The sequence below is a fragment of the Vibrio sp. 2-1-2a genome (genome assembly GCF_032648565.1).
GTDB classification, from domain to species: Bacteria; Pseudomonadota; Gammaproteobacteria; order Enterobacterales; family Vibrionaceae; genus Vibrio; species Vibrio diabolicus.
In genome coordinates this window covers 104,506-125,953 of sequence record NZ_WBOH01000007.1, presented here as the reverse complement: position 1 = coordinate 125,953, position 21,448 = coordinate 104,506, and the positions used below count along the sequence as shown (strand labels likewise).

The 21,448-nt window shown below is 43.8% G+C and carries 24 protein-coding genes; 12 read left to right on the top strand and 12 right to left on the bottom strand.

Going from position 1 to position 21,448, the window contains the following annotated elements:
• Positions 1 to 129: 129 nt before the first annotated feature.
• From F7Y48_RS18775 to F7Y48_RS18750, 6 genes are all read left to right on the top strand, one after another.
• Positions 130 to 948, top strand: coding sequence for a substrate-binding domain-containing protein (locus F7Y48_RS18775; protein ID WP_005396187.1), 819 nt, complete (start codon positions 130 to 132; stop codon positions 946 to 948).
• Between the two features lie 6 nt (positions 949 to 954).
• On the top strand, positions 955 to 1,653 hold the full coding sequence (locus F7Y48_RS18770) for an ABC transporter permease (protein WP_005396188.1): 699 nt from the start codon (positions 955 to 957) through the stop codon (positions 1,651 to 1,653).
• A gap of 50 nt (positions 1,654 to 1,703) precedes the next feature.
• A complete protein-coding gene (locus tag F7Y48_RS18765) occupies positions 1,704 to 2,423 on the top strand; it encodes an energy-coupling factor ABC transporter ATP-binding protein (RefSeq protein ID WP_029815075.1) in 720 nt (239 codons plus the stop codon).
• Positions 2,401 to 2,988 carry a molybdenum cofactor guanylyltransferase MobA gene (gene mobA / locus F7Y48_RS18760; RefSeq protein ID WP_025534433.1) on the top strand — a complete coding sequence of 196 codons (588 nt, stop codon included), beginning with the start codon at positions 2,401 to 2,403 and terminating at the stop codon, positions 2,986 to 2,988. Before F7Y48_RS18765 ends, mobA begins: the two co-directional genes overlap by 23 nt.
• Positions 2,985 to 4,763 carry a bifunctional molybdopterin-guanine dinucleotide biosynthesis adaptor protein MobB/molybdopterin molybdotransferase MoeA gene (locus F7Y48_RS18755; RefSeq protein WP_316685242.1) on the top strand — a complete coding sequence of 593 codons (1,779 nt, stop codon included), beginning with the start codon at positions 2,985 to 2,987 and terminating at the stop codon, positions 4,761 to 4,763. Before mobA ends, F7Y48_RS18755 begins: the two co-directional genes overlap by 4 nt.
• A gap of 74 nt (positions 4,764 to 4,837) precedes the next feature.
• Positions 4,838 to 5,104, top strand: coding sequence for a DUF2960 domain-containing protein (locus tag F7Y48_RS18750; protein ID WP_005377584.1), 267 nt, complete (start codon positions 4,838 to 4,840; stop codon positions 5,102 to 5,104).
• 201 nt (positions 5,105 to 5,305) lie between these two features.
• Here the strand turns inward: F7Y48_RS18750 and nagK are convergent, their stop codons facing one another.
• Entirely contained in the window at positions 5,306 to 6,214 is a 909-nt protein-coding gene (gene nagK / locus F7Y48_RS18745) for an N-acetylglucosamine kinase (RefSeq protein WP_005495063.1), read from the bottom strand.
• A 173-nt stretch (positions 6,215 to 6,387) separates the two neighbouring features.
• A complete protein-coding gene (locus F7Y48_RS18740) occupies positions 6,388 to 7,137 on the bottom strand; it encodes a tRNA-uridine aminocarboxypropyltransferase (protein ID WP_258507402.1) in 750 nt (249 codons plus the stop codon).
• 149 nt (positions 7,138 to 7,286) lie between these two features.
• On the opposite strand from F7Y48_RS18740, the gene F7Y48_RS18735 reads away from it, so the two are divergent.
• Positions 7,287 to 8,108: a sterol desaturase family protein gene (locus tag F7Y48_RS18735; protein ID WP_167426585.1), complete on the top strand. Its 822-nt coding sequence runs from the start codon at positions 7,287 to 7,289 to the stop codon at positions 8,106 to 8,108.
• A gap of 90 nt (positions 8,109 to 8,198) precedes the next feature.
• On the opposite strand, the gene F7Y48_RS18730 is transcribed toward F7Y48_RS18735, so the two are convergent.
• From F7Y48_RS18730 to F7Y48_RS18710, 5 genes are all read right to left on the bottom strand, one after another.
• The gene (locus tag F7Y48_RS18730) at positions 8,199 to 8,429 is read right to left on the bottom strand and encodes a hypothetical protein (RefSeq protein ID WP_005396201.1); all 231 of its coding nucleotides are present in this window, start codon (positions 8,427 to 8,429) and stop codon (positions 8,199 to 8,201) included.
• Between the two features lie 47 nt (positions 8,430 to 8,476).
• Positions 8,477 to 8,857, bottom strand: a complete 381-nt coding sequence (locus F7Y48_RS18725) for a hypothetical protein (protein WP_054867073.1) — start codon at positions 8,855 to 8,857, stop codon at positions 8,477 to 8,479.
• Positions 8,858 to 9,058: 201 nt separating this feature from the next.
• Complete coding sequence (locus F7Y48_RS18720) at positions 9,059 to 9,472, bottom strand: NUDIX hydrolase (RefSeq protein ID WP_258507340.1); 414 nt, start codon at positions 9,470 to 9,472, stop codon at positions 9,059 to 9,061.
• On the bottom strand, positions 9,462 to 9,881 hold the full coding sequence (locus tag F7Y48_RS18715; RefSeq protein WP_069524617.1) for an NUDIX domain-containing protein: 420 nt from the start codon (positions 9,879 to 9,881) through the stop codon (positions 9,462 to 9,464). The genes F7Y48_RS18720 and F7Y48_RS18715 overlap by 11 nt, the downstream gene beginning before the upstream one ends.
• A 207-nt stretch (positions 9,882 to 10,088) precedes the next feature.
• The gene (locus F7Y48_RS18710) at positions 10,089 to 12,107 is read right to left on the bottom strand and encodes a methyl-accepting chemotaxis protein (protein WP_316685241.1); all 2,019 of its coding nucleotides are present in this window, start codon (positions 12,105 to 12,107) and stop codon (positions 10,089 to 10,091) included.
• Between the two features lie 134 nt (positions 12,108 to 12,241).
• Between F7Y48_RS18710 and F7Y48_RS18705 the strand changes: the two genes are divergently transcribed.
• Complete coding sequence (locus tag F7Y48_RS18705) at positions 12,242 to 12,736, top strand: NlpC/P60 family protein (RefSeq protein WP_005396208.1); 495 nt, start codon at positions 12,242 to 12,244, stop codon at positions 12,734 to 12,736.
• A 44-nt stretch (positions 12,737 to 12,780) separates the two neighbouring features.
• On the opposite strand, the gene F7Y48_RS18700 is transcribed toward F7Y48_RS18705, so the two are convergent.
• The 3 genes from F7Y48_RS18700 to F7Y48_RS18690 all read right to left on the bottom strand — a co-directional run bounded on the left by F7Y48_RS18700 (position 12,781) and on the right by F7Y48_RS18690 (position 15,252).
• The gene (locus F7Y48_RS18700) at positions 12,781 to 13,125 is read right to left on the bottom strand and encodes a DUF3802 family protein (RefSeq protein ID WP_005396212.1); all 345 of its coding nucleotides are present in this window, start codon (positions 13,123 to 13,125) and stop codon (positions 12,781 to 12,783) included.
• A gap of 190 nt (positions 13,126 to 13,315) precedes the next feature.
• On the bottom strand, positions 13,316 to 14,278 hold the full coding sequence (locus F7Y48_RS18695) for a GGDEF domain-containing protein (RefSeq protein ID WP_005396213.1): 963 nt from the start codon (positions 14,276 to 14,278) through the stop codon (positions 13,316 to 13,318).
• Entirely contained in the window at positions 14,278 to 15,252 is a 975-nt protein-coding gene (locus F7Y48_RS18690; protein WP_005396215.1) for a response regulator, read from the bottom strand. Before F7Y48_RS18690 ends, F7Y48_RS18695 begins: the two co-directional genes overlap by 1 nt.
• Before the next feature lie 224 nt (positions 15,253 to 15,476).
• On the opposite strand from F7Y48_RS18690, the gene F7Y48_RS18685 reads away from it, so the two are divergent.
• Both F7Y48_RS18685 and F7Y48_RS18680 read left to right on the top strand, forming a co-directional pair.
• A complete protein-coding gene (locus F7Y48_RS18685) occupies positions 15,477 to 16,343 on the top strand; it encodes a fructosamine kinase family protein (RefSeq protein ID WP_005396217.1) in 867 nt (288 codons plus the stop codon).
• A gap of 253 nt (positions 16,344 to 16,596) precedes the next feature.
• A complete protein-coding gene (locus F7Y48_RS18680; protein WP_005396219.1) occupies positions 16,597 to 16,791 on the top strand; it encodes a CPXCG motif-containing cysteine-rich protein in 195 nt (64 codons plus the stop codon).
• A 75-nt stretch (positions 16,792 to 16,866) separates the two neighbouring features.
• Here the strand turns inward: F7Y48_RS18680 and F7Y48_RS18675 are convergent, their stop codons facing one another.
• Positions 16,867 to 17,478: a riboflavin synthase subunit alpha gene (locus tag F7Y48_RS18675; protein ID WP_109168358.1), complete on the bottom strand. Its 612-nt coding sequence runs from the start codon at positions 17,476 to 17,478 to the stop codon at positions 16,867 to 16,869.
• A 394-nt stretch (positions 17,479 to 17,872) separates the two neighbouring features.
• Here F7Y48_RS18675 and F7Y48_RS18670 point away from each other — a divergent pair, with 394 nt between their 5' ends.
• On the top strand, positions 17,873 to 19,243 hold the full coding sequence (locus F7Y48_RS18670) for an MATE family efflux transporter (protein WP_065646737.1): 1,371 nt from the start codon (positions 17,873 to 17,875) through the stop codon (positions 19,241 to 19,243).
• A 133-nt stretch (positions 19,244 to 19,376) separates the two neighbouring features.
• Positions 19,377 to 20,375 carry a DUF3080 domain-containing protein gene (locus F7Y48_RS18665; RefSeq protein WP_316685238.1) on the top strand — a complete coding sequence of 333 codons (999 nt, stop codon included), beginning with the start codon at positions 19,377 to 19,379 and terminating at the stop codon, positions 20,373 to 20,375.
• 15 nt (positions 20,376 to 20,390) lie between these two features.
• Here the strand turns inward: F7Y48_RS18665 and F7Y48_RS18660 are convergent, their stop codons facing one another.
• Positions 20,391 to 21,236, bottom strand: a complete 846-nt coding sequence (locus tag F7Y48_RS18660; RefSeq protein ID WP_145474038.1) for a DNA ligase — start codon at positions 21,234 to 21,236, stop codon at positions 20,391 to 20,393.
• Positions 21,237 to 21,448 lie beyond the last annotated feature (212 nt).

Here is a 21,448-nt window from a genome sequence, read left to right as displayed (position 1 = left end):
GGATGTTGGTGTTTGTCATTCCAACACCCTAAGACAACTTGCACTTTGAACTAATCGCTCTCGCCCAAGAGGCCTCTCCCAATACATCGGGAGAAAAGCCAAAGAATCATTGGAAAGGAACACATAAAAATGAAAAAAATTGCGCTAACTCTGGCTGCGACGTCAATCACGCTTGTAAGTTACTCTGCGTTTTCCGCTCAAGATGGCGAGCACGTTCGCCTAGCAACCACTACCAGTACTTACCATTCAGGGTTACTTGATTACCTGCTTCCACAATTTGAGAAAGACACGGGCTACAAAGTCGATGTTATCGCTGCGGGTACTGGCAAGGCCTTAAAAATGGGCGAAAACGGTGACGTAGATTTGGTGATGACACACGCACCAAAAGCCGAAGGCACATTCGTTGAGAAAGGCTACGGCGTTCTACCTCGTAAACTGATGTATAACGACTTTGTAATTGTTGGCCCGAAAGCTGACCCAGCAAAAATCAAAAATGACGAAGGCGTGTTAGATGTATTCAAAGAGATCGCGAACAAAAACGCAACGTTCATCTCTCGCGGCGATGATTCTGGTACGCACAAAAAAGAAATGGGCTTTTGGGCTCAAACTAAAATCGAACCGAACTTTGGTGGCTACCGTAGCGTAGGTCAAGGTATGGGCCCAACTCTAAACATGGCGTCTGAAATGCAAGGCTACACCATGACGGACCGCGGCACATGGCTGGCTTACCAAAACAAATTGGATCTAGAAATTCTGTTCCAAGGCGATGAAAAACTGTTTAACCCGTACCAAGTTATTCTTGTTAATCCTGAGCGTTACCCAACAATCAACTACCAAGGCGCGAAAGCATTCAGTGATTGGTTGGTGAACCCTCGCGGACAGGAACTTATCAATGGTTTCCGCCTAAACGGTAAACAACTGTTTGTTGCGAATGCTGAGAGCAAATAACGCAATATGAATCTTGCTGATACAACACTGGAAGCGCTTCGCTTACTGGTGAATTTTGATGCAGACCTATGGGAGATCGTTGCGGTCTCCTTTAGTGTTTCTATCACGGCAATATCTTTAGTGGTATTGCCGGCTATTTTGATGTCCTTTGTACTGGCGTATACCGACTTTCGCGGTAAATGGTTTTTGCTGTCGATCGTGAATACGCTGCAAGCGGTTCCTACCGTCGTGATTGGCCTGTTGCTGTATATGTTGCTATCACGCGCTGGCCCTTGGGGAGACTGGCAAATGCTGTTCACTCAGAAGGCGATGATTTTCGGCCAAATGGTGATCTGCTTCCCTGTTTTGGTATCGATGATGCATGGTGCACTGCAATCTAGCGACCGTCGCGCTGTGGAAACTGCCATCACGCTAGGCGTCTCCATTCCGCGCGTGGCAGCTACGATGATTTGGGAAACCCGCTTTCCTCTACTCGCAGCTATCATTGCAGGGTTCTCACGTATCGTGACCGAGGTGGGCTGCTCAATGATGGTAGGCGGAAACATTATGGGCGTAACGCGCAATATTCCGACCGCTATCGCAATGGAAAGCAGCAAAGGTGCTTTTGCGCAAGGAGTTGCATTAGGAATTGTATTACTATCTTTAGCGTTGGCACTAAACTTCTTCTTATCAAGTATGAGAGGCAAAGGCTACCTCAGAACATAGAACATGAAGCAAACAAACGACTCACCATTAACCCCATGTAGAGGCGCATTATGACTATAAAAATCACCGCCGAACAGTTATCCATGCGCTTTAAAGAGCGTGTGCTTTTCCACATCCCTGAGTTAGCCATCGGCCCAAATGATGCCATTTATCTCAAGGGTGACAATGGTGTGGGCAAAACTACCCTACTCAAAATCCTTGCTGGCTTGCTCAAACCCTCTACTGGCGATGTTGTTGCGCCAAAAGATACGTGGCTGAAAAGACTGACGCGTCGCAATGGTCGTGTCGATGTGATTTATCTCCATCAATCCCCTTACCTTTTTGACGGCACTGTATATGAAAACGTAGTCTATGGAGTGAAATATCAACAAGACACGCAAAAAGATAAGCGAGCTCAAGTTATTCACGCGCTGCGCATGGTAGGTTTAGAAACCTTAGCGGACGAACATATTTCCGTGTTGTCCGGCGGTGAAAAACAGCGCGTTGCCATGGCAAGGGCTTGGATCTTAAAACCGTCGATTTTATTGATGGATGAGCCAAGTGCGTCTTTAGACCAAGAATCCATTGAACGATTGGTGGTGATGGCGAAAGATCTTTTGGATCGTGGTTCCAGTATTGTGGTGACAAGCCATCAAACCAACGCACTGACCGACTTATGTAAAAAACAGTGGTGGATTAAAGACAAGACTTTGATAGAGTCTCCTCTGTTGTATGTCATACCAAAAGAAACATCCCAAGAGAATGCATATGCTTCAACCAACACAAACTAGTTGGGTCATTTTGGCTGGTGGCCAAGCCAGCCGTATGGGTGGAAAAGATAAAGGTCTGATTGAATTAAATCAGAAGCCACTCATCGAACACGTTATTGAACGTTTATCTCCACAAACACCACGCATTTTAATTAATGCCAACCGAAACCAAGATGCGTACAGCAAATTTGGTTTCGTATTTAGTGATCAATTCAAAGATTTCCCTGGACCTATGGGCGGTATTCACGCGGGTTTGATGCATGCTGAAACTGACTGGGTTGGATTTGTACCTTGCGATAGCCCACAAATTAACACCGACCTTGTCGAGCGTTTCTGCCAAGCCGCCAAAGAAGACAGCGATATTTTGGTCGCTCATGATGGTGACCATCAGCAACCTGTTTTCACGCTCTACCACAAGCGCGTACTGCCAAAACTCACCGCATTTTTAGAACGTGGCGACCGCAAAATCATTCTGCTCTACAAAGAGTGCAACACCAGTTACGTTGACTTTAGCGACTCACCAAACTGTTTCGTCAACTTGAACACTCCGGAAGAACTGGCGCAATTTGGACAATTAGAATCATGAAACACACGCTAAATATTCCTATTCTTGGTTTTGCAGCTTATTCAGGCACAGGCAAAACCACGCTACTTGAAGCGCTATTGCCAAAGCTGACTGAAGCAGGTTTACGCATTGGCATGCTAAAACATGCTCATCACAACTTCGATGTCGATAAACCAGGTAAAGACAGCTACCGTTTACGCAAAGCTGGCGCGTCTCAAATGCTGATTGCTTCTCGCAACCGTTTTGCGTTAATGACAGAAACGCCAGAGGCCGAAGCAGAGTTTGAATACCTCTTGACACGTTTTGATGAAGACAAGCTTGATGTGGTTTTAGTTGAAGGCTGTAAAAACATCGCGTTTCCTAAAATTGAATTGCATCGTGAAGAAGTGGGTAAACCTTGGCTTTATCCAAACGATGAAAACATCATTGCTATCGCTTCCGACAGTGCTGAGTTAGATTCTGAACTGCCACAAATGAACATCAATGATCTTGAAGCGATTGCTCAGTTCGTTATTCAGTATGTTCAAGAAGCGAAAGCGCCAAAAAACAAAGAGAAAGAAGCCGCATGTTGCGACACTCTTTCTCCGGCTTTCCTTTCTGTGGTTCAAGGCCAAGAAAAAATCCTTTCTTTGGTGAACACGGTTTCGGAAATAGAAGCATGCAAGATTGAAAACGCCTATGGCCGCGTTCTCGCGGAACATATCATTTCACCAGTAAACGTGCCGCAGTACACCAACTCTGCGATGGACGGTTATGCCATCCGCAGTGATGATGTAGACCGCGATAGCTACCAAGTGATTGCTGAAGTGATGGCGGGCCATGCTTACGATCAGCCTCTGGAAGTTGGTCAAGCGGTGAAGATCATGACTGGCGCACCAACACCACGTAACGGCGACACAGTGGTCATGCGTGAGCAAGCCTCTCAAAGAGGTGACAAGGTCACCTTTAACGGTGCGAATATCAAAGCAGGCCAAAACGTTCGTCAAGCAGGTGAAGATCTCGCTATCGGCAGTGACGTCTTTACCGCTGGCACTCGCCTAGCGTCTCCAGAAATGGGCATGATCGCTTCGCTTGGTTTTGGTGAAGCGAATGTGTTCCGCAAATTGAAAGTTGCCGTGTTCTCCACCGGTGACGAAGTACAAGCGCCGGGAACAGAGCAAAAAGCGAATTCTATCTACGATTCCAACCGTTTTACCATCATGGGCATGCTTGAAAAGCTCGGCTGCGAGATCTTGGATTTCGGTATTCTGGAAGACAACGAACAGTTAATGATTGAAGCGTTGGAAAACGCATCGGCGCAAGCGGACGTGGTTATGACTTCTGGTGGCGTATCCGTCGGTGATGCGGATTACATCAAACTTGCCTTGGATAAACTTGGTCAAATCGATTTTTGGCGAATCAATATGCGTCCGGGACGTCCACTCGCGTTTGGTCAAATCAACAACAAGCCGTTCTTTGGTCTGCCGGGCAACCCTGTTGCCGTGATGGTCTCTTTCATTAACTTTGTCGAGCCTGCACTGCGTAAGATGCAAGGCGAACAAGGCTGGAAGCCTCTGAAAGTGAACGCCATCGCGACTGAGAATCTTCGCTCTCGACAAGGTCGTACCGAGTTTAGTCGAGGAATCTATGAACTGGATGACACTGGCCGTTTAACCGTTCGTACAACAGGCAAGCAAGGCTCTGGCATTTTGCGCTCAATGAGTGAGGCGAACTGTTTGATCGAAATCTCCCCAGCTATTGATACAGTAAAAGCGGGAGAAAGCGTGACAATTATCCCACTTCAAGGCAGAATCTAGCCCAAACTAGAAATTCAAAGGTCAGCGAGTCTGGCCTTTTTGTTTAATACAGAAACCTTTTCAGAGAGACAGCTATGGCTCGCACCATTCTTTACACTTACAAAGACCAAGACAAAGAACTGACGTTCTCATACCAGCAGCACCGCAACATTCAAGAAGCGGTTGCAGAAGCAGAAGGTATCGATATCACTGAGTTCCTAAAGATGGAGCAACAAATCGAGGCAGTGTCTGACACTAAAGCGGTGCGCAACTACCGCGATAACTACTTCAGAAAATTAGGCTTTAGTAAAATCACCCTAGCTCAAAAAGAAAACCTAGGCGTAGGCAAAAAGAACAAATAAGCTTAGCTGCAAACAAAAAACTCGCGATTCGTCGCGAGTTTTTTTATACATGCTATTTTTGTTCGTGCTCATACCCGAGCATACCGAAATTACTTGGGTATATGAGTTACTTCGATATATAAGTAAAAAGCCCCGTTTTACCTTGATGGTCTAAACGGGGCTTTAAATTTTTTCTTACTTTATCGAGTAAGGTTTCAGTCACTACTTGATGTTTAGGAACGCAGCGCCACGTACACCACCTGAATCACCGTGTTTTGCTTTGATGATCTTCGGACACTTCGCGACAGAAAGCAGGTACTTAGGAATACGCTTTGGCATCTCTTCGTAAATCAATTCGAAGTTGGAAAGACCACCACCCAGCACAACAACATGTGGGTCAGTCGCTGTAAAGATGTTTGCAAAACAGATAGCCAGCAACTCCATAAAACGCTCAACGTGCTCAACAGCTTTCGCCTCACCTTCTGCGTGCGCTTTAATGATGTCGATCGCTTTCTTCTCTTCACCGTAGTAATGGGCATAAAGAAGTTCGAAGCCTCGGCCAGAAAGGTAACTGTCTAAACAACCTTTTTTGTCACAACCACAGCCCAATAGAGGTGCGTTTTCGCCTAAGTGGAACCAAGCATCGATAGGTAAACGAGTATGGCCCACCTCACCTGCTACGTGGTTACGACCAGAGAAAACTTTACCATCGTAGATAAAACCGCCACCAAAACCAGTACCTAGGATCAAACCAAGTACAGAAGGCTCATCTTGAAGCTCTTCGTCCCATGCTTCTGATAGTGCAAAACAGTTCGCATCGTTTTCAATCTTTACGCTGCGACCGATTTTCGCTTCAAGATCCGCGCGCAGTGGTTTGCCTTTCGCCGCTGGAACGTTAACCGTTAATACCGTTGCATCGTCTGCGTCTTCCATGCCTGGTAGGCCAAGACCAATCGTACCTTCGCAGCCAAACTCTGCATCGTATTTGTTAACCAATTCCGCAATGGTATCAACCAGCAGCTCGTAGTTGTCTGTTGGTGTAGGTACACGTTCCGTCGCTACACGCTCAAGCTTCTCGTTAAATGCACCAAATTCAATTTTAGTGCCACCGACATCAAAGCCGTAATACATGTATTTCTCTCCTAAAAAATGCTTAAACGACTCCAAAAATGGCTGGAGTCAAAAGTATAAACTAGTGGCATTATCCATATCTGTACGCCTGCAAACCGTGACCGAATGCAGATTTATCCCCTCATCGCAGCCAGTTGAACAACATGCCATCAACAAAAGTTCATTCCTTAGAGTCAGCTCTCGGTTTTCACCCACTCTTTGAAACGTTTTAAATGCGGTCGGTTGGGATCGTTTTTGACTCGGGTCTTGGTCAACATGTAGGTTTCTCTAAAGGCTTCAAACCACAACTGAAGGCATTCCGATGCTTTATTCTCACCGGCTTGTTTCAAAACTAACGTCGCGACTTCGGCGGTTGAAAGATGCTGCTCATTCTCGGAGCGGCGCATAATGTATTCAGACAGAGATTCTGGCTCAATAGAAAGCACTGGCAAAGATTTAAGAAAGTCAGAACGACGAAATATCTTTCGTGCCTCACGCCAGCTACCATCAATAAAGATCAGCAACCATTTTTTGTTCTGAGCCTCTTCGTTTACTAATCGCGCAGGCTCCAGATCTTCAATTAAACGAGATGGGTCATCCACATAGTCTGCAGGAAATACAATCACTGGTTGGTAGTTGTCATCATGTAGTAGCTCCAGCATCTCCTCAGACGGTTCTGTTCGGTTCCATTGATACACGTAAGTCTCTTGAATCGTATCCGCAATTAGACGACCGGTATTACTTGGCTTAAATACTTCGTTTTCAGAAACAATCAACATACATGCAATATTAGCCTTGATGTTTGGCTGAAGATCGCACAAACAGTGTTGCTCAGAAACCTGGCAATATTGGCAACGAACCACTTTACATCCACGCGCGTTGAAAGGCTTGGTTGAGATAGATTGTCGGTACTGATATAAACGGTGGAAAGCGTGAATTCTCATGGTAAGTAATGCCAAGTAAAAAGTAGAGCGCGATTCTACTGACATTATGGTTTCGCCTCAAGATAAGCCCTTCAAAGCACCTTACTGTTTGTTGAAATAATTTCACTCTTATCTCGGTCATAGATAAAGTAATAAATAAGGAAATGACAGTGACAGAAACGACGTTTCAAGATCCCTCGTGGATAAGATTAGGCTTTTTTCTCGGCGTATTATTACTTTGTGCCCTTTGGGAAAACAAACTGCCGAGAAAAACACTTACCGCTTCACGTGGGTTTCGCTGGGTCAATAACTTATCACTGGTTGCTGTGAATAGCTTGATTGTTGCGTTAGTCATGCCTATCGCGGCCTTTCAAGCTGCAATTATCGCTCAGGAGCAACAATGGGGACTATTTAATTTGCTCTCCCTGCCCGCTTGGTTAAACATTTTCCTAACCGTCATTTTGCTTGATTTCGTCATTTACGCTCAGCATGTTGTCTTTCATCATGTAAAACCGCTGTGGAAGATTCACCGAATGCATCATGCCGATCTCGACATTGATGTCACTACTGGCGCACGTTTTCATCCCATCGAAATCATCATCTCGATGGGTGTCAAAATTGCCACCGTATTTATCTTAGGCGTTTCTCCTATCGCTATCGTGGTATTCGAAATAGTGCTCAATGCCAGTGCGATGTTTAATCACAGTAATGCAAAACTGGCTTTATCAGCGGATCAGAAACTGCGAAACGTCATAGTGACGCCAGACATGCATCGCGTTCATCATTCCGTGATAGCAAAAGAAACCAACTCGAATTTCGGTTTCTTCCTTTCTGTTTGGGACCGACTTTTTGGGACATATCGAGCTCAGCCTGAACTTGGCCATGATGATGTCGTAATTGGTATACCGGAAATTAGGAATGAAGCAGAACAACGATTAGACAAGCTGTTAACGCAACCTTTTCGCTATAACCGAAGAAGACGCAACAGTTGAAGAAAAGTTTTTGTGGATGAAGTGCGTAAACAAAGCGAATAGACTAAACCTAAACACCAACCAGTTAAACACCACTTCATCCTTACGATGCTAGCTAATGGATTCACTCTCCGTTAGTTGACGTTTTTTGTTTAATTGAGTAATACCAACAAATAAACCAACCACACCAAGCACCGTGCACACCAAAGCATTAGTATTCATTGCTTGTTGTGCTTCTATTGAGCTGTATAGAAAAGCCAGACTGAAGAAAGTGGTACCAAAGCTTAAACCTGTCAGTACGCTGAAACCAGCGAAACTGGCCAAGTCTTTAAAATCGTTCATAACGAATCCCTGTTTACTATCCTTAATTGAGTGATGAAAAGTGAAAGTTAACGAAATATCTGGCGTGATTGTCGATGTTTACGCGCGTTCCATAACCAGATAGATACGCCGAATGAAAAACCTAAAAAGAGTGTTTTCATTTGAAGTGCGGCATTGTTGTCCAATATTTCTAATGCATAGTGAGCGTGCGAGCTAAAAATAACATTGGTCGTCAGAATCAATAGCATAAGTACTAATCCGGAACGACGGTGCTTCACCAACAGATACACCGCTAGTAAGTCTAACAGCCCCAATGCGCTCCAATAAATATTCAACCAGCGTGGCGCAAAATCATAAGGCAAAAAACCGTTAGCAATGTTGTCATAAAGATGAACCACACCGCCAACTGTCATAAAAAGGCATAAGAGAAACACGACGAATTTATCCATTATCGTTTCCTTATCTGAATGAATGCGCAAAGCATATAGAAGTCAGTTAAACATTTGTAATCTCATAGCCATTTTTGAGATCGACAGTGCCTTTAAACAGTACGTGAGGCGTGCGAAAGAAATTTATTCTCTCCTGATAGAAGCATAGTGTTAGCTTTGGCATTTCGCTCAAATACACCAATGTTAGAACAGAAGTCTCATTCAAACCGCTCCTTGGTCTATCAGTTTTCGAACTTTTTCCAGCGCGTTCTGAAAAACGGTATGCGCTTGTGAGGAAATATCGCTCCCTATATGGTGCCAAAAGAACACAAAATCATGTCCGCCATCGTCTTGCGTATGAAACGTCCATGAATCCGCTAGGTCAGCACACTCGCACAAAACAAAGTGCCATACTTGATTTTGAAAGCCACTGTTCCATGAGCATAAATACCGAGCGGAGATAACGTGCGTAATCCCAGATTCTTCAGCAAGCTCCCGCTTTGCAGCCGTGATGTAACTTTCATCAAACGTCTCAATAGTGCCCTTGACGAGCTGAATACCCGCCAATGGATGTTTAAAAAGTAGGAGCTCTTGGTTTTGCTTACGCAGAACGACGGGACAAACTTTATCGATCACAAAACCACTCCTCGTTGTTTAAGCAGAAAGCTTTGGCTTGTTCTGGATATAAAGGAATCGCATGAAGTTGCTCTACACGCACCCACTTTAAATGGTACTGATTAACATCTGATTTTCTGATTTGCTCTGGCCCAGCCCCCAGTTTCACTTTTGAGTTCCCGACATAAGAGAGAAAATAGGTTTCTAAGCGCCCTTGATTTTCGAGTTCAAAAGCCTTCTCAACCCAATTGAGTTTCAATGAGGTTTCTTCCAGCGCTTCTCTTTTCGCGGCTTCAACAGGCTGCTCTCCTACCTCAACACTGCCACCGGGGAAAACCCAATAGTGTCTATCGTTTTGAAAACGCTGAATAAGCAAAAGTTCTTGCTGATGATTAACCAGTATAAGGCTAGCTCTTTGTAATAATTGCATGATTCATTCCTTTGAATTCGGACAAAATTCTAGTCATCTTGTTTCACCGAGATACCATTAACACCACGTAGTGATAACTCAGCCCTTAAGAAATGAGCAAGATGCGATATAACTCACTTTTGCGATTTGAATAGCAATGAGAGGATGAGTAGAAGCAACAAAAAAGCAGAACCGAAGTTCTGCTTTTAGAAGATGAAAACATGTCACTTATGCGGACTGATGTAGCTCGTATTTATGCAACATCGCTTGTTGATGCCCTGCAATTTCTGCCACTTGTTCAGAGCTCTCTACCATGGATTCAAGTTGTAACTTTGTACGCTCTCCAAGCTCGGAAATATTATTGATGGATTGAGACACGTCCGCCGTCGCACGTTCTTGTTCTTCTGTAGCAACTGAGATTTGCTCAACACGTTCTTGAATGTGTTTAACCGCAAGGTTGATATCCGAGAATGTTGATTTCACTTCATTGCTGGACTGCAGCGCATGGGCCATTTCTTCTCTTGAATCACTTACCGCTTGGCGAGAACGCTCTGCTGCGGTAATAAGCTCACTCATCATTGCTCGGATGTTCGTTGTTTGTTGAGAAGTATCACTTGCTAGTTTGCGGACTTCATCCGCGACAACTGCAAACCCACGCCCTTGTTCACCAGCTCGAGCGGCTTCTATTGCTGCGTTGAGAGCAAGCAAGTTTGTGTTGTCAGCAATACCACTGATCATGTCGACCATTTCACGAATCTGCTTAACACGCTGGTCTAGTTCTAACATAGATTGCTCATTCATATCCAAAGAGCTTTCAAGTGATTCCAAACGTTCACGGTTTTGTTCTACAACTTGAACGCCTTTTTCAGTGTGCTGGGTAGCAAGCATCGAGTCCTGTGACGAGGCATTTGTCACTGTTGCTATTTCACGAATGGAGGCTTCAAGTTGCGTAATGGTCGTGATCATGCTCGCCAACGCTTCATTTTGTGTCGTCAACCCATCGCTCGTTTGTTCAGCTGCACTGTGGCTTACTTCAGCCGTCTGATAAAGCATTTCACAATTGCGCGTCACCGTTTGAATGGAATCGTGTGTGGAATCGATCACTTGATTCAACTTTCGTGCTACTTCTTTCAGCTCATAAGGGCCGACCTCATCTGCATTGTAACGAAAGTCATGCTCGGTAAGTGCTGAAAGACGCGTTAGTACATTCCTTAACCCTCGGTTTGTCCATGACTTGAGGCTAAACCAAGTAACCAGAATAATGAAAGAAATCACGCACGCCGCAAACACGAGCACAACGCTCACCGACTCAATGGTCTCATTGACCACCCGCTCTTTTTCATCAATCAACTGACCAGCAGCTTGTGATATTTGATCAAGCAACCGCATGGTTTCATCCGCAAGAATCGAAGCCTGTTTAAACTCTGAACGTTGCAGTTCCCCTTGTTCTAGTTTGGCGAGGATCAAACGCAGCACGCCCTTTTCACTAAAGCCTTGCTTCACCATCTCGTACGGTGCCGTTAGGCTTGCGTATTCGCTTACTTCTGGATGTAAAGACTGGAAATCTTCATAGGCGAGATTAATACCTGCAATACGGTTACGCATTTCTCGGTATTCTTTTTCGGCTTTGCTCAGCTCAGAATGCATCATCATTACTAAGAACGTGCTTTCCATTGAGCTCGCTGAAGCAATAAATCGGTTGGCGGCATCACTCGATTCAGGATTTTCGGCACTAAGAAACGAGCTGATTCGATTCATTTCCGGGCCGATAGAGCTGAGCCCATAGCGGAACCCACCAACTCCTGCATCAATATCCATTTGAATTTTTATCACTGAAGATTGTTTCAGTAAAATGGACTGCGTGATGTTATGTAAACGCGCTAAATTTGTATCTAACTCCTCAGAGAGTTGCTCAGCAACACCGGAAGCTTCTCCAACCAAACTTTTACTTTGAGTCGCAAGTGAATCGATTTGCTCTTTTATTAGAGGCAACTCTTTTGGCTCAGTAATTTGCATACCATGGTTGAGTAGCTTAACCATCTCCAATACATTCCTGGTTAACTTTGCGTTCGCCATCGCGATTGGTAACGCTTTTTGCGACAAGTCTTCAAATTGCTCTCCTACCTGTTCCATTCCTTTGAAACTTGAGACAGAAAGGGCTATAACAAGAGCTATGATAGTTAAAAATGTTGCACTAACAGCCTGAATCAGTGAAAGTGATGTGCGTGAGCGTTTTCGCTTTGCCATAATCAGTTTTTATTCTTTCTTAAGGTTGAATCGGTTTTGCAGTGATTCCGTCACATTTGTGAGACAAAACCGTGATTTGCAGCCCATACTATGGATTGGTTATGACACTAATATTTCAGTTGTGAGTCGTAGAGATGACAGGTGGTGATTTGCGTCGAGTATATTTTCCTTTGATAATCAGTGTGCTACTAAGCGCCTGCTCTTCTGGGCCTGAACCTAGCGAGCAAGTGCAAGTGACAACACCTACAAATCAGTTATTGGACAATAACCCTGACTTGTTCCAGTTTTATACAGAATGGCATGGCACACCTTATCGCTTAGGCGGCACACAAAAATCTGGTATTGATTGCTCGGCATTTGTGCAAAAAGCCTTTGTCGAGGCTTATCAACTATCGTTACCCAGGACAACGAGACAACAATCGAAACAAGGTGTGGAATTAAATTGGACGGACGCCAAACAAGGAGATTTGGTGTTTTTTAAGACAAGACGGACGACCTATCATGTAGGGATTTACTTGGGTAACAAGCAGTTCATGCATGCGTCAACGTCTAAAGGTGTGATCATTTCAAGAATCGACAACCCATACTGGGCATCTAAGTTTTGGCAAGTAAGAAGAGTTACAATGTAACTCTTCTTACTTTTAGAATTGGAGATGACTGGTATCAAACAATATCAATCGTAAGTAGCAACGGCAGTATCGAATAGGTTTTTAACCAAAGCGATGTATTCATCAAGGAACGTGATCTGTTCATTAGTCGCTTTTTTATGCCATACACCAGCCAATATCTCACCAAGATCTTCAACAACCGCATCCGCCTCTTTTAGTAATTTGAAGCGTACGCTTGAGTGAAGCTCTGGGTTTTGCTCAAAGATCGCCATGATGTTTGAAGCCACCATATCGGTGACGACATCTTCGATGCTTTCGGATCCAGTGTCGCCAATTTCAGTCGTGAAAATATCTAGATTTAGCGACAAGTGCTCGATAAGAGCGAGATATCCATCGGTTTCTAAAACCACTGTTTTTCTCCGTTTATTGCAAGCCTTCGAAGCTGAAAGCGGAATAGTTTCAATAGTAAGACATGCCGAGAAAATTTCATTAACTTATTTCATATTAACAAACATTCACGAACCAACTGGATGTTTTTCAAACAATTGCGCTTTGCCTCACTGCGTTCGGATACAGGGTTTCTTCAAACCTTTTTGTATTTCAGTCATTTTCATGCAAACAAGTTTGGTTACGACCGTTTTCTTTTGCACGATACAACGCAGCATCGGCACTCTTTAACCATTGAGTGTGAGTTTCAAAATAAGGTTTATACTCGCAGACACCAATACTTATCGTGTAATTAATCAAAAAATCTTCCACTTTCACGATCTCTTGCTCAATTCTTTTACGTAAACGCTCCGCGAAATAGCAAGCTTGTTCTTGATTCGTATGAGGAAGCAATACCGTAAACTCTTCTCCGCCAAAACGACCGCACACATCACTGCTTCTTGCTGTCTTTCTTAATAACGAGGAAGTACGACGAATGACTTCATCTCCCGTCGGGTGACCATAGGTATCATTCACTTTTTTAAAGTGGTCGATATCAAATATTACTAATGAGCATGGTCCGTCGATAACTTTTAGGTGAGCAAACTCTTCTTTCAACGATTGCTCCCAATAAGCACGATTAAATAAACCTGTTAAACCATCTTTGCGACTGATTTCAGACAAATGTTGATTTGTTTCTTTCAAATGAATGCGATTTCTTGCCGTTTCAGAGACATCATTCACTTGAATAGCAATGTGGCTGACCTCTCCTGAGAGCCCGATTAACGGGGTGATTACGATGTCTTGATACATGAAATCACTGCTGTTTGAAACCGGAGAAAAATTGTTGAATTTAAAAAGGTACGGTCGGTTTTCCCAGCTAGAGAAGGAACGAGTTTCCAGATCGGCGGCGGTTTTTATCTTGGTTTCTAGCCAAGTTTTTGGCAGCTCTTCAAAATGATCAAATAAACATTGGCCAAGGATTTCTTGTGACAGAACGCCACTGTATGACTGCATAAAACTGTTCCACACACAGACCTTATACTCTTGATCCAACACGATAAGCCCTGAATCCATCGTATCGAGAATTTGTGTGACCCAATGAAAGTCTGCTATGTCCAGCGTAATATCGGACATTAGATTAGCTCCATGATTTCATAAATAATTTCTACGGATGGTTTATCAATTAAAAACAGTACCTCACACTCAAAATCAAGCGCTTCTGCCATGTAGGTGTATTCGATAGTAAACAGCTCACCTAATTCACCCTGCTCTTCACAGTAAGGCGTTAACGTATCCACAATGCCTGGCTGACGAAGTGAGAATTGCTTGTCGAGCTGATCCCCTAACGATGTGAGAAATGACGAAACCAGTAAGTTCGAGATATTCAAAATGATTTCATTATGAGGTGTAAACTCAAGCAGGTAGCCTAACTTCTCGCCAATTTGATTGATGTCTCTACCACGTAAACACACCAGAGCTTCACCATGAATACCGCCACCAACAAACCTCTGCGCAACCGCGACGGAGCCATCACGCCCAACAACGTCAACAAGCGTCATATGAAGTTCGCCGTAGGATAACGGACCAACATGTGGAACAGGAAGTTGGATGAACTCGTGTAAGTGGTCTGCCATAATCGCAGCCCCTTTACCAAGGGCAATGTTTGCAATCTCGCGGAATTTGGCTAATGAGGAGAACTCCTCGCAAATCTGGCTTTTAGGATCAATCGAATGGCTAGGCTTGAACGCATAGTGCAGCCCCAATTGTTCATAGAGCGGTATCACCTGCTCTTCTGTCAGAGGCTTAGCGATAAAAGCTTGAGCACCTAGCTCTATGCAGCGCTGTTTTGCCTCTTGTTGAACATCTCCAGAAATAATGACGATTTTAGTCTGGTAGTGACTAACAGGTAATGACTCGAGGACTTCAAAACCGTCCATGATCGGCATCGTTAAATCGAGAAACAAAATATCGATATTTTGCTCCGCAAGAATATTTAGCGCCTCATACCCATCTTGAGCTTCGATCAGGTGCAATGATGTATCTTGTACGATGGAGCGCGCAATGAGCTTTCTTGCAACCGCTGAGTCATCACATATCAGTATTTTCATGCCACCAATGGAACTAACGTCAAAAAAATAATAATACCTGTTGTATACGCTCATCTCCATATGCTATGCCGACAAATCAGAGGCTTATAAGCGATTTGATTCACATTTATACAAATTGACTACACTGAGAGGAAGGTTTCTTTACGAAGTATGCTCAACGTAGCGCCAACACCTTGCTTTTTATCCTAAACTGTTGGTGGTCAAATAGATTCGCGAGGTTTTGTATGTGGCAAGCAATATCGCAACAGCTTTCTGATACTTTATTATTCGAGTACCAGATCACGGAAAAAGTAAGACTGTCTGGTGGGGATATCAGTGAAAGCTACATGATCAATGACGGCGAACAGCGCTATTTCGTGAAAATTAACGATCGCGAGTTTTTGTCTAAGTTTGAAGTTGAGGCAGAAAGTCTGCATCTTTTGCGCGAGACATCTACCCTATTTGTTCCAGAGGTTGTATTGGTTGGTAAAACCAAAAACGCCTCATTCCTAATTCTTAACTACCTTCCAACAAAGCCATTAGAAGATGGCCCAAACAGCTTTAAATTAGGACAGCAATTAGCTCACCTTCATCAATGGGGCGAGCAAAAGGAATTTGGTTTTGATACGGATAACTATCTCGGATCCACTCTACAACCCAATAAGTGGCACAAGAAGTGGTGTGTCTTCTTTGCTGAACAACGCATAGGATGGCAATTACAACTTCTTAAAGAAAAAGGCGTCACTTTAGTTGATATCGACGACTTTATAGATGTCGTAAAACAACTGCTAGCAAACCATGCTCCAGAGCCTTCCTTGCTGCATGGCGATTTATGGAATGGGAATGCGGCTCTCACAGCATGTGGCCCTATCTGTTACGACCCCGCCTGCTACTGGGGTGACAGGGAGTGTGATATTGCGATGACTGAGCTGTTTGGTGGATTTCAGCCGGAATTTTATCAAGGTTATGAATCTGTTATGCCACTTTCTGCTGGTTATCAAGAGCGTAAAGATATCTATAACCTTTACCATGTTCTCAACCATTGCAATTTATTTGGCGGCCATTACTTGGAGCAAGCTCAACAAGTTATTAATAAAATTATTTCTTATTAATTTGGAAGCCACTGCATATTTCAAGATGTAAAAGCTCGAGGCACATCACTACAGAAAATGACCCTAAGCTCAAGGTTGAGTTTGGGGTCAAGTTTTATACTTATTTCGACTCAATTAGCAACAACTCCACCTAATATCAAAGGAGACTTAACTTTGGATTGTGCCTATTTTCCTTGTAGGCAAAGTAAGTGAAGGGCTGTACTTCCTTAAAGAATAGAGTGTTTAAAAGCCCTGCGATATTAGGAGTTGTTGTATGAAAAATTATACCGAAAGGCATGTCAAATGCCCCCATTGTGGACATTCAATCGGCATTACACTAGATGCAAGTAATGGTGACCAAGAGTTTTATGATGATTGCCCAGCTTGTTGCCATGCCATTCACTTAAATATGCGAGTAGATGAGCTGCAAGATAAAGTCGAACTGTTTATCGATGACAATTACGAATAACAACTCGAGCGTGTAAGCGTTGGAAACACAAAGTCACTTGAATTAAAAAGGAGCGCTTGGCTCCTTTTTATCATTCTAAAGCTGTTTTGCTGTGAGAACTCGCTCAACAGTATCAACTATGGCTTGAGTCTGAGGGTCAAACTCAATATTAACGCGGTCCCCTACTTGTCTTACTCCAAAGAGTGTTCGTTGCAAGGTTTCTGGAATTAGGTGTACTGAAAAACGACACGCTTCAACCTCACCAATCGTCAAAGAACAACCATCCAAGCCGATATAACCTTTCGCTAATACATATTTCATTGATTCTTGCGGCAGTTGGAACCAAATCGTGCGGTTATTAGGCGTATCGATGATCTCGACAATGTCAGCCATCAAACTAATATGGCCAGACATGCTGTGTCCGCCAATTTCATCACCAAACTTGGCAGCTCGCTCAATGTTTACGCTGTCACCTTCAACTAGCTCGCCTAAGTTGGTGAGAGCCAATGTCGCTTGCATTAAATCAAAGCTGATAAGGTTGTCATTAATATTGGTCACGGTCAGGCAGCAGCCATTGTGAGCGACAGATGCCCCTATTTCTAATCCTTTACAAAGCTCATCGCTTAACTCGACAACGTGCGTTTGAAAGCGTTCTTTTTTATCAATTTTAACGACCTTCGCCGTACCCTGAACTATTCCTGTAAACATTCTTTTTACCTATTGATTTCATACAAGCTGCAATCGATGACAGAGCCTGAAGCACAGCACTGTGTATCGAGATAAAACCTGTAGATTATAGAGCAACGACCTATTGAAAAATGGAGCCTTGTTCTCATACATGCTTCTTACATTAACATGATTTATTACAGCTCTCAGTATTAGCGTATCCTGAGCTTAGCGAGCATTAAGTTAGTGTTATCCACTATTCGCAACCTAACTATGGAATATAAACATACAATTGTTTATCATTTGCGCGGAGTTTCTCCGAGGCATTTTTTCACCTTATCGTGACTAAAATCAACCATCAGATCAGTTCACCACATCTTTTGTCCTCGAGCGCTCTCATTCTTTCAACTTATTGTTCCGCTCTGGAGTATTTTTCGTGCATCGCTATAAAGAAGAAGCATCAAGTCTCATCAAATTGGCGACCCCGGTATTGATCGCATCTGTTGCTCAAACTGGTATGGGGTTTGTTGATACCGTTATGGCCGGAGGCGTTAGTGCCACCGACATGGCTGCGGTTTCTGTCGCTTCAAGTATTTGGCTTCCATCCATTTTATTTGGTGTGGGTTTGTTAATGGCGTTAGTCCCTGTTGTCGCACAGTTAAATGGCTCTGGTCGTCGAGTAAAAATCCCGTTTGAAATTCAACAAGGCGTCGTTTTGGCATTGTTGATCAGTGTGCCGATTATTGCAGTGCTGCTTCAAACCCAATTTATTCTCGGATTTATGGATGTTGAAACGCTGATGGCAGAAAAAACAGTGGGGTACATTCATGCTGTTATCTTAGCAGTCCCTGCCTTCTTGCTTTTTCAAACGCTTAGAAGCTTTACGGATGGTATGTCATTGACGAAACCAGCAATGGTCATTGGCTTTATCGGTTTACTGCTCAACATTCCCCTAAACTGGATTTTCGTGTATGGCAAGTTTGGAGCACCTGAATTAGGCGGTATTGGCTGTGGTGTCGCAACCACGATTGTTTACTGGGTCATGTTTGCCCTACTATTGCTTTATGTAATGACATCAGATCGACTTAAAAGCATCAACTTATTTGGTGAATGGCATCGACCACAATGGAAAGCGCAAGTTCGTCTGTTTAGGCTCGGCTTTCCTGTTGCAGCAGCGCTGTTTTTTGAAGTGACACTATTTGCTGTCGTTGCACTATTGGTCTCACCACTAGGACCAATCATCGTTGCTGCGCATCAGGTTGCGATTAACTTCTCGTCGCTAGTATTTATGCTTCCAATGAGTATCGGTGCGGCAGTGAGTATTCGTGTCGGACACCGACTTGGCGAAGAAAACGTTGATGGCGCTCGCGTTGCTTCACGAGTGGGCATCATGGTTGGTCTAGGTCTATCTGTTCTTACAGCGATATTAACCGTATTGTCTCGTGAATGGATTGCCGAACTTTACACTAGCAACCCAGAAGTCATCACTCTAGCGATGCAACTGCTCGTATTTGCTGCTGTTTATCAATGTACGGACGCAGTTCAGGTAATCGCGGCAGGTGCACTACGTGGCTATAAAGATATGCGAGCCATCTTCAACCGTACGTTTATCGCCTACTGGATTCTTGGTTTACCAATGGGTTACGTCCTTGGCCGCACAGACTGGATCGTCGAGCCAATGGGAGCGCAAGGTTTCTGGCTAGGCTTTATCATCGGCCTTTCTTCTGCCGCACTTATGTTAGGGGTAAGAATGCGCTGGATGCACCGCCAAGAACCAGAGGTGCAATTGAACTTTTCAGTTCAGTGATAATAAGAAAAAGCCAGCACACGCTGGCTTTTTTGATCGAATAATAACGCTGTTGAGTATACTTATAGCAAGCTTGTGAGCCACTTGAGTCTGCTCTCTGGGTGACGAATACGAAGTTATAAAAAGGATATTTGTGCGGTCTATTTTATTGTTCTTAGTCTTGTTTCTTAACGGTTGCGATAGCTGGTTCAACCCAGAAAACGCCATGTTTGACAAGTATCACCAACGTGTCGCCAATGTGTTGGACGCTCCTACTCTTCCAATCGAATCGCAACCTACTGTGACCATACCTGCAAAACGTGACTTATTCGAGCCACTTCCAAGGCTATCGATTGGTTTACTAGAAAGCTACCAATTACGCCAGTGTGGATTATTCAATCTACTTGCCGAGAAAAACTCGCAACTTGGTAAGGTGCAGGATGCCTTTCATGATTTTGATTACCAAACTTCACTGTTACGAGTCATGAATCGATGTCTATCCGAATTTCAGCTCAGCGATGAAGAACGTACCACATTAACAGAGCTTTATTCGACTAAGTGGCAACATTTAGACATTCATCTCGACAACTTACTACTCGCGAGTGATGCAATGCAAAAGCAGCTAACGGCGTCGGATTGGCTATCTCAAGAAACACCAAATGATGTTGCACGTATTAACGACGTCTATCGCCTTTTCAGTGAAATGTACGGCTTACCTCATCGCGCCATTTCACGTCTGCCCGATATTGAGATTGTGCAGTATCAAGAAGAGTTAGAGAAATCTCGTTTAATCGGACGACTTTACTATTCGATGATAAACGCTTCTCACTGGCTAAAAGCTACGACTCAGTTACTTGAACAACATCAGAATAATGTGTTGTGCGGGCCAAACCGAGACGTGACCCAGTTCCGCTACCTAAGAAATGTCTTCCAATCTATTTACGTTGAAGAAGTGCAACCTTACTTAGCCTATTTAGACAGTACCTATCAGCAACTTCATGATGGTGCCACCTTGATAGAAAATCGTATGCAACTTCATGGTCATCAATATGGCATAAAAGAAGCACACAAAACCTTTAGACAAGAAACCCTAAACCACGTTCAGTTTTGGCAGGGTCTCTTCAAGCGGTGCGGCGTAACCGTTGGCAATTAGTAAGTGCAGAGCGTTCTATTCCTTCAGCCTCTCACGCAAGAATCGGGCAAAACGTGGCTTACCGGTATGAGTAAAACCGTTGTACCTGAACGTGATGGTTGAACCTATTTTCGGAGGCTGACGACGCACTTCATCGGTAAACCCACTACCAATGTAAAACTCTGTACCATCTGGTAAGCGAACTAACATCGCCCCCATCATACCCAATAAACGCCCCGTGCCTGGCTTATAGCCCACGACTAGCGCTTCATCATCCGCGTATCGTTTCAGTTTAAGTAAATCACTACCACGTCCAGCTTGATAACGGCTTGATACCTTACGTAGCATCACCCCTTCACCATCGGATATTGAAATCTTATCCAATTGCGCAAACAGGTGAGCTTCATTTTGGATCGCTCGGTGTTCGACATATTTGATATGAGGTTGGTCTACTTCGAGCACTAAGTCTTTGATGTTGTAATAACGCTTCCGGTAATCACCAGCAGAATACGGCATATCAAAGATCATAAAATCAATGTTTCGCCAAGCTGACTCCACAGGCGTTTTATCCAAAACCGTTTGTTGTACGAGATGAAAATTGCCTCGTCCCGCCCATAGCTCACCATCTAACGGATAGTCAGGTAGTGAATCTATAAACCAATCTGGAGCGTAGATTCGGTTACCATTTCTCGTCACGAGATGTTGTCCTGTCCAATAGGCGCGAATGCCGTCGAGTTTTTCGCTATACCAGTATTCAGATACATCGATACCATCTTGATAGCTTTGCGCAAGAGAAACTGGAGGCGTGAGAGAAGTATCAGCTTGAAGCTGTGAAGACGCTGTCATAACAGCCAGCGCGATTAATGTCATTTTTAATGGCATAAGAAGACCTTGTACAAAAAAGCGCCTTTATTGAACCGTAACTCCTCTCGATGACCTATTTGTTACTAGTCATTCTTCGACTCAGAACAATCAACTTAAGTAATGATTTGCAAGGACAATCATAAACTTTAGACAGATTTTGCATTTAATATTTACACATTGTTCACAATAAGATGGGTGAGTCTCAAATCAAGTCGCAATCTAATCTCGAT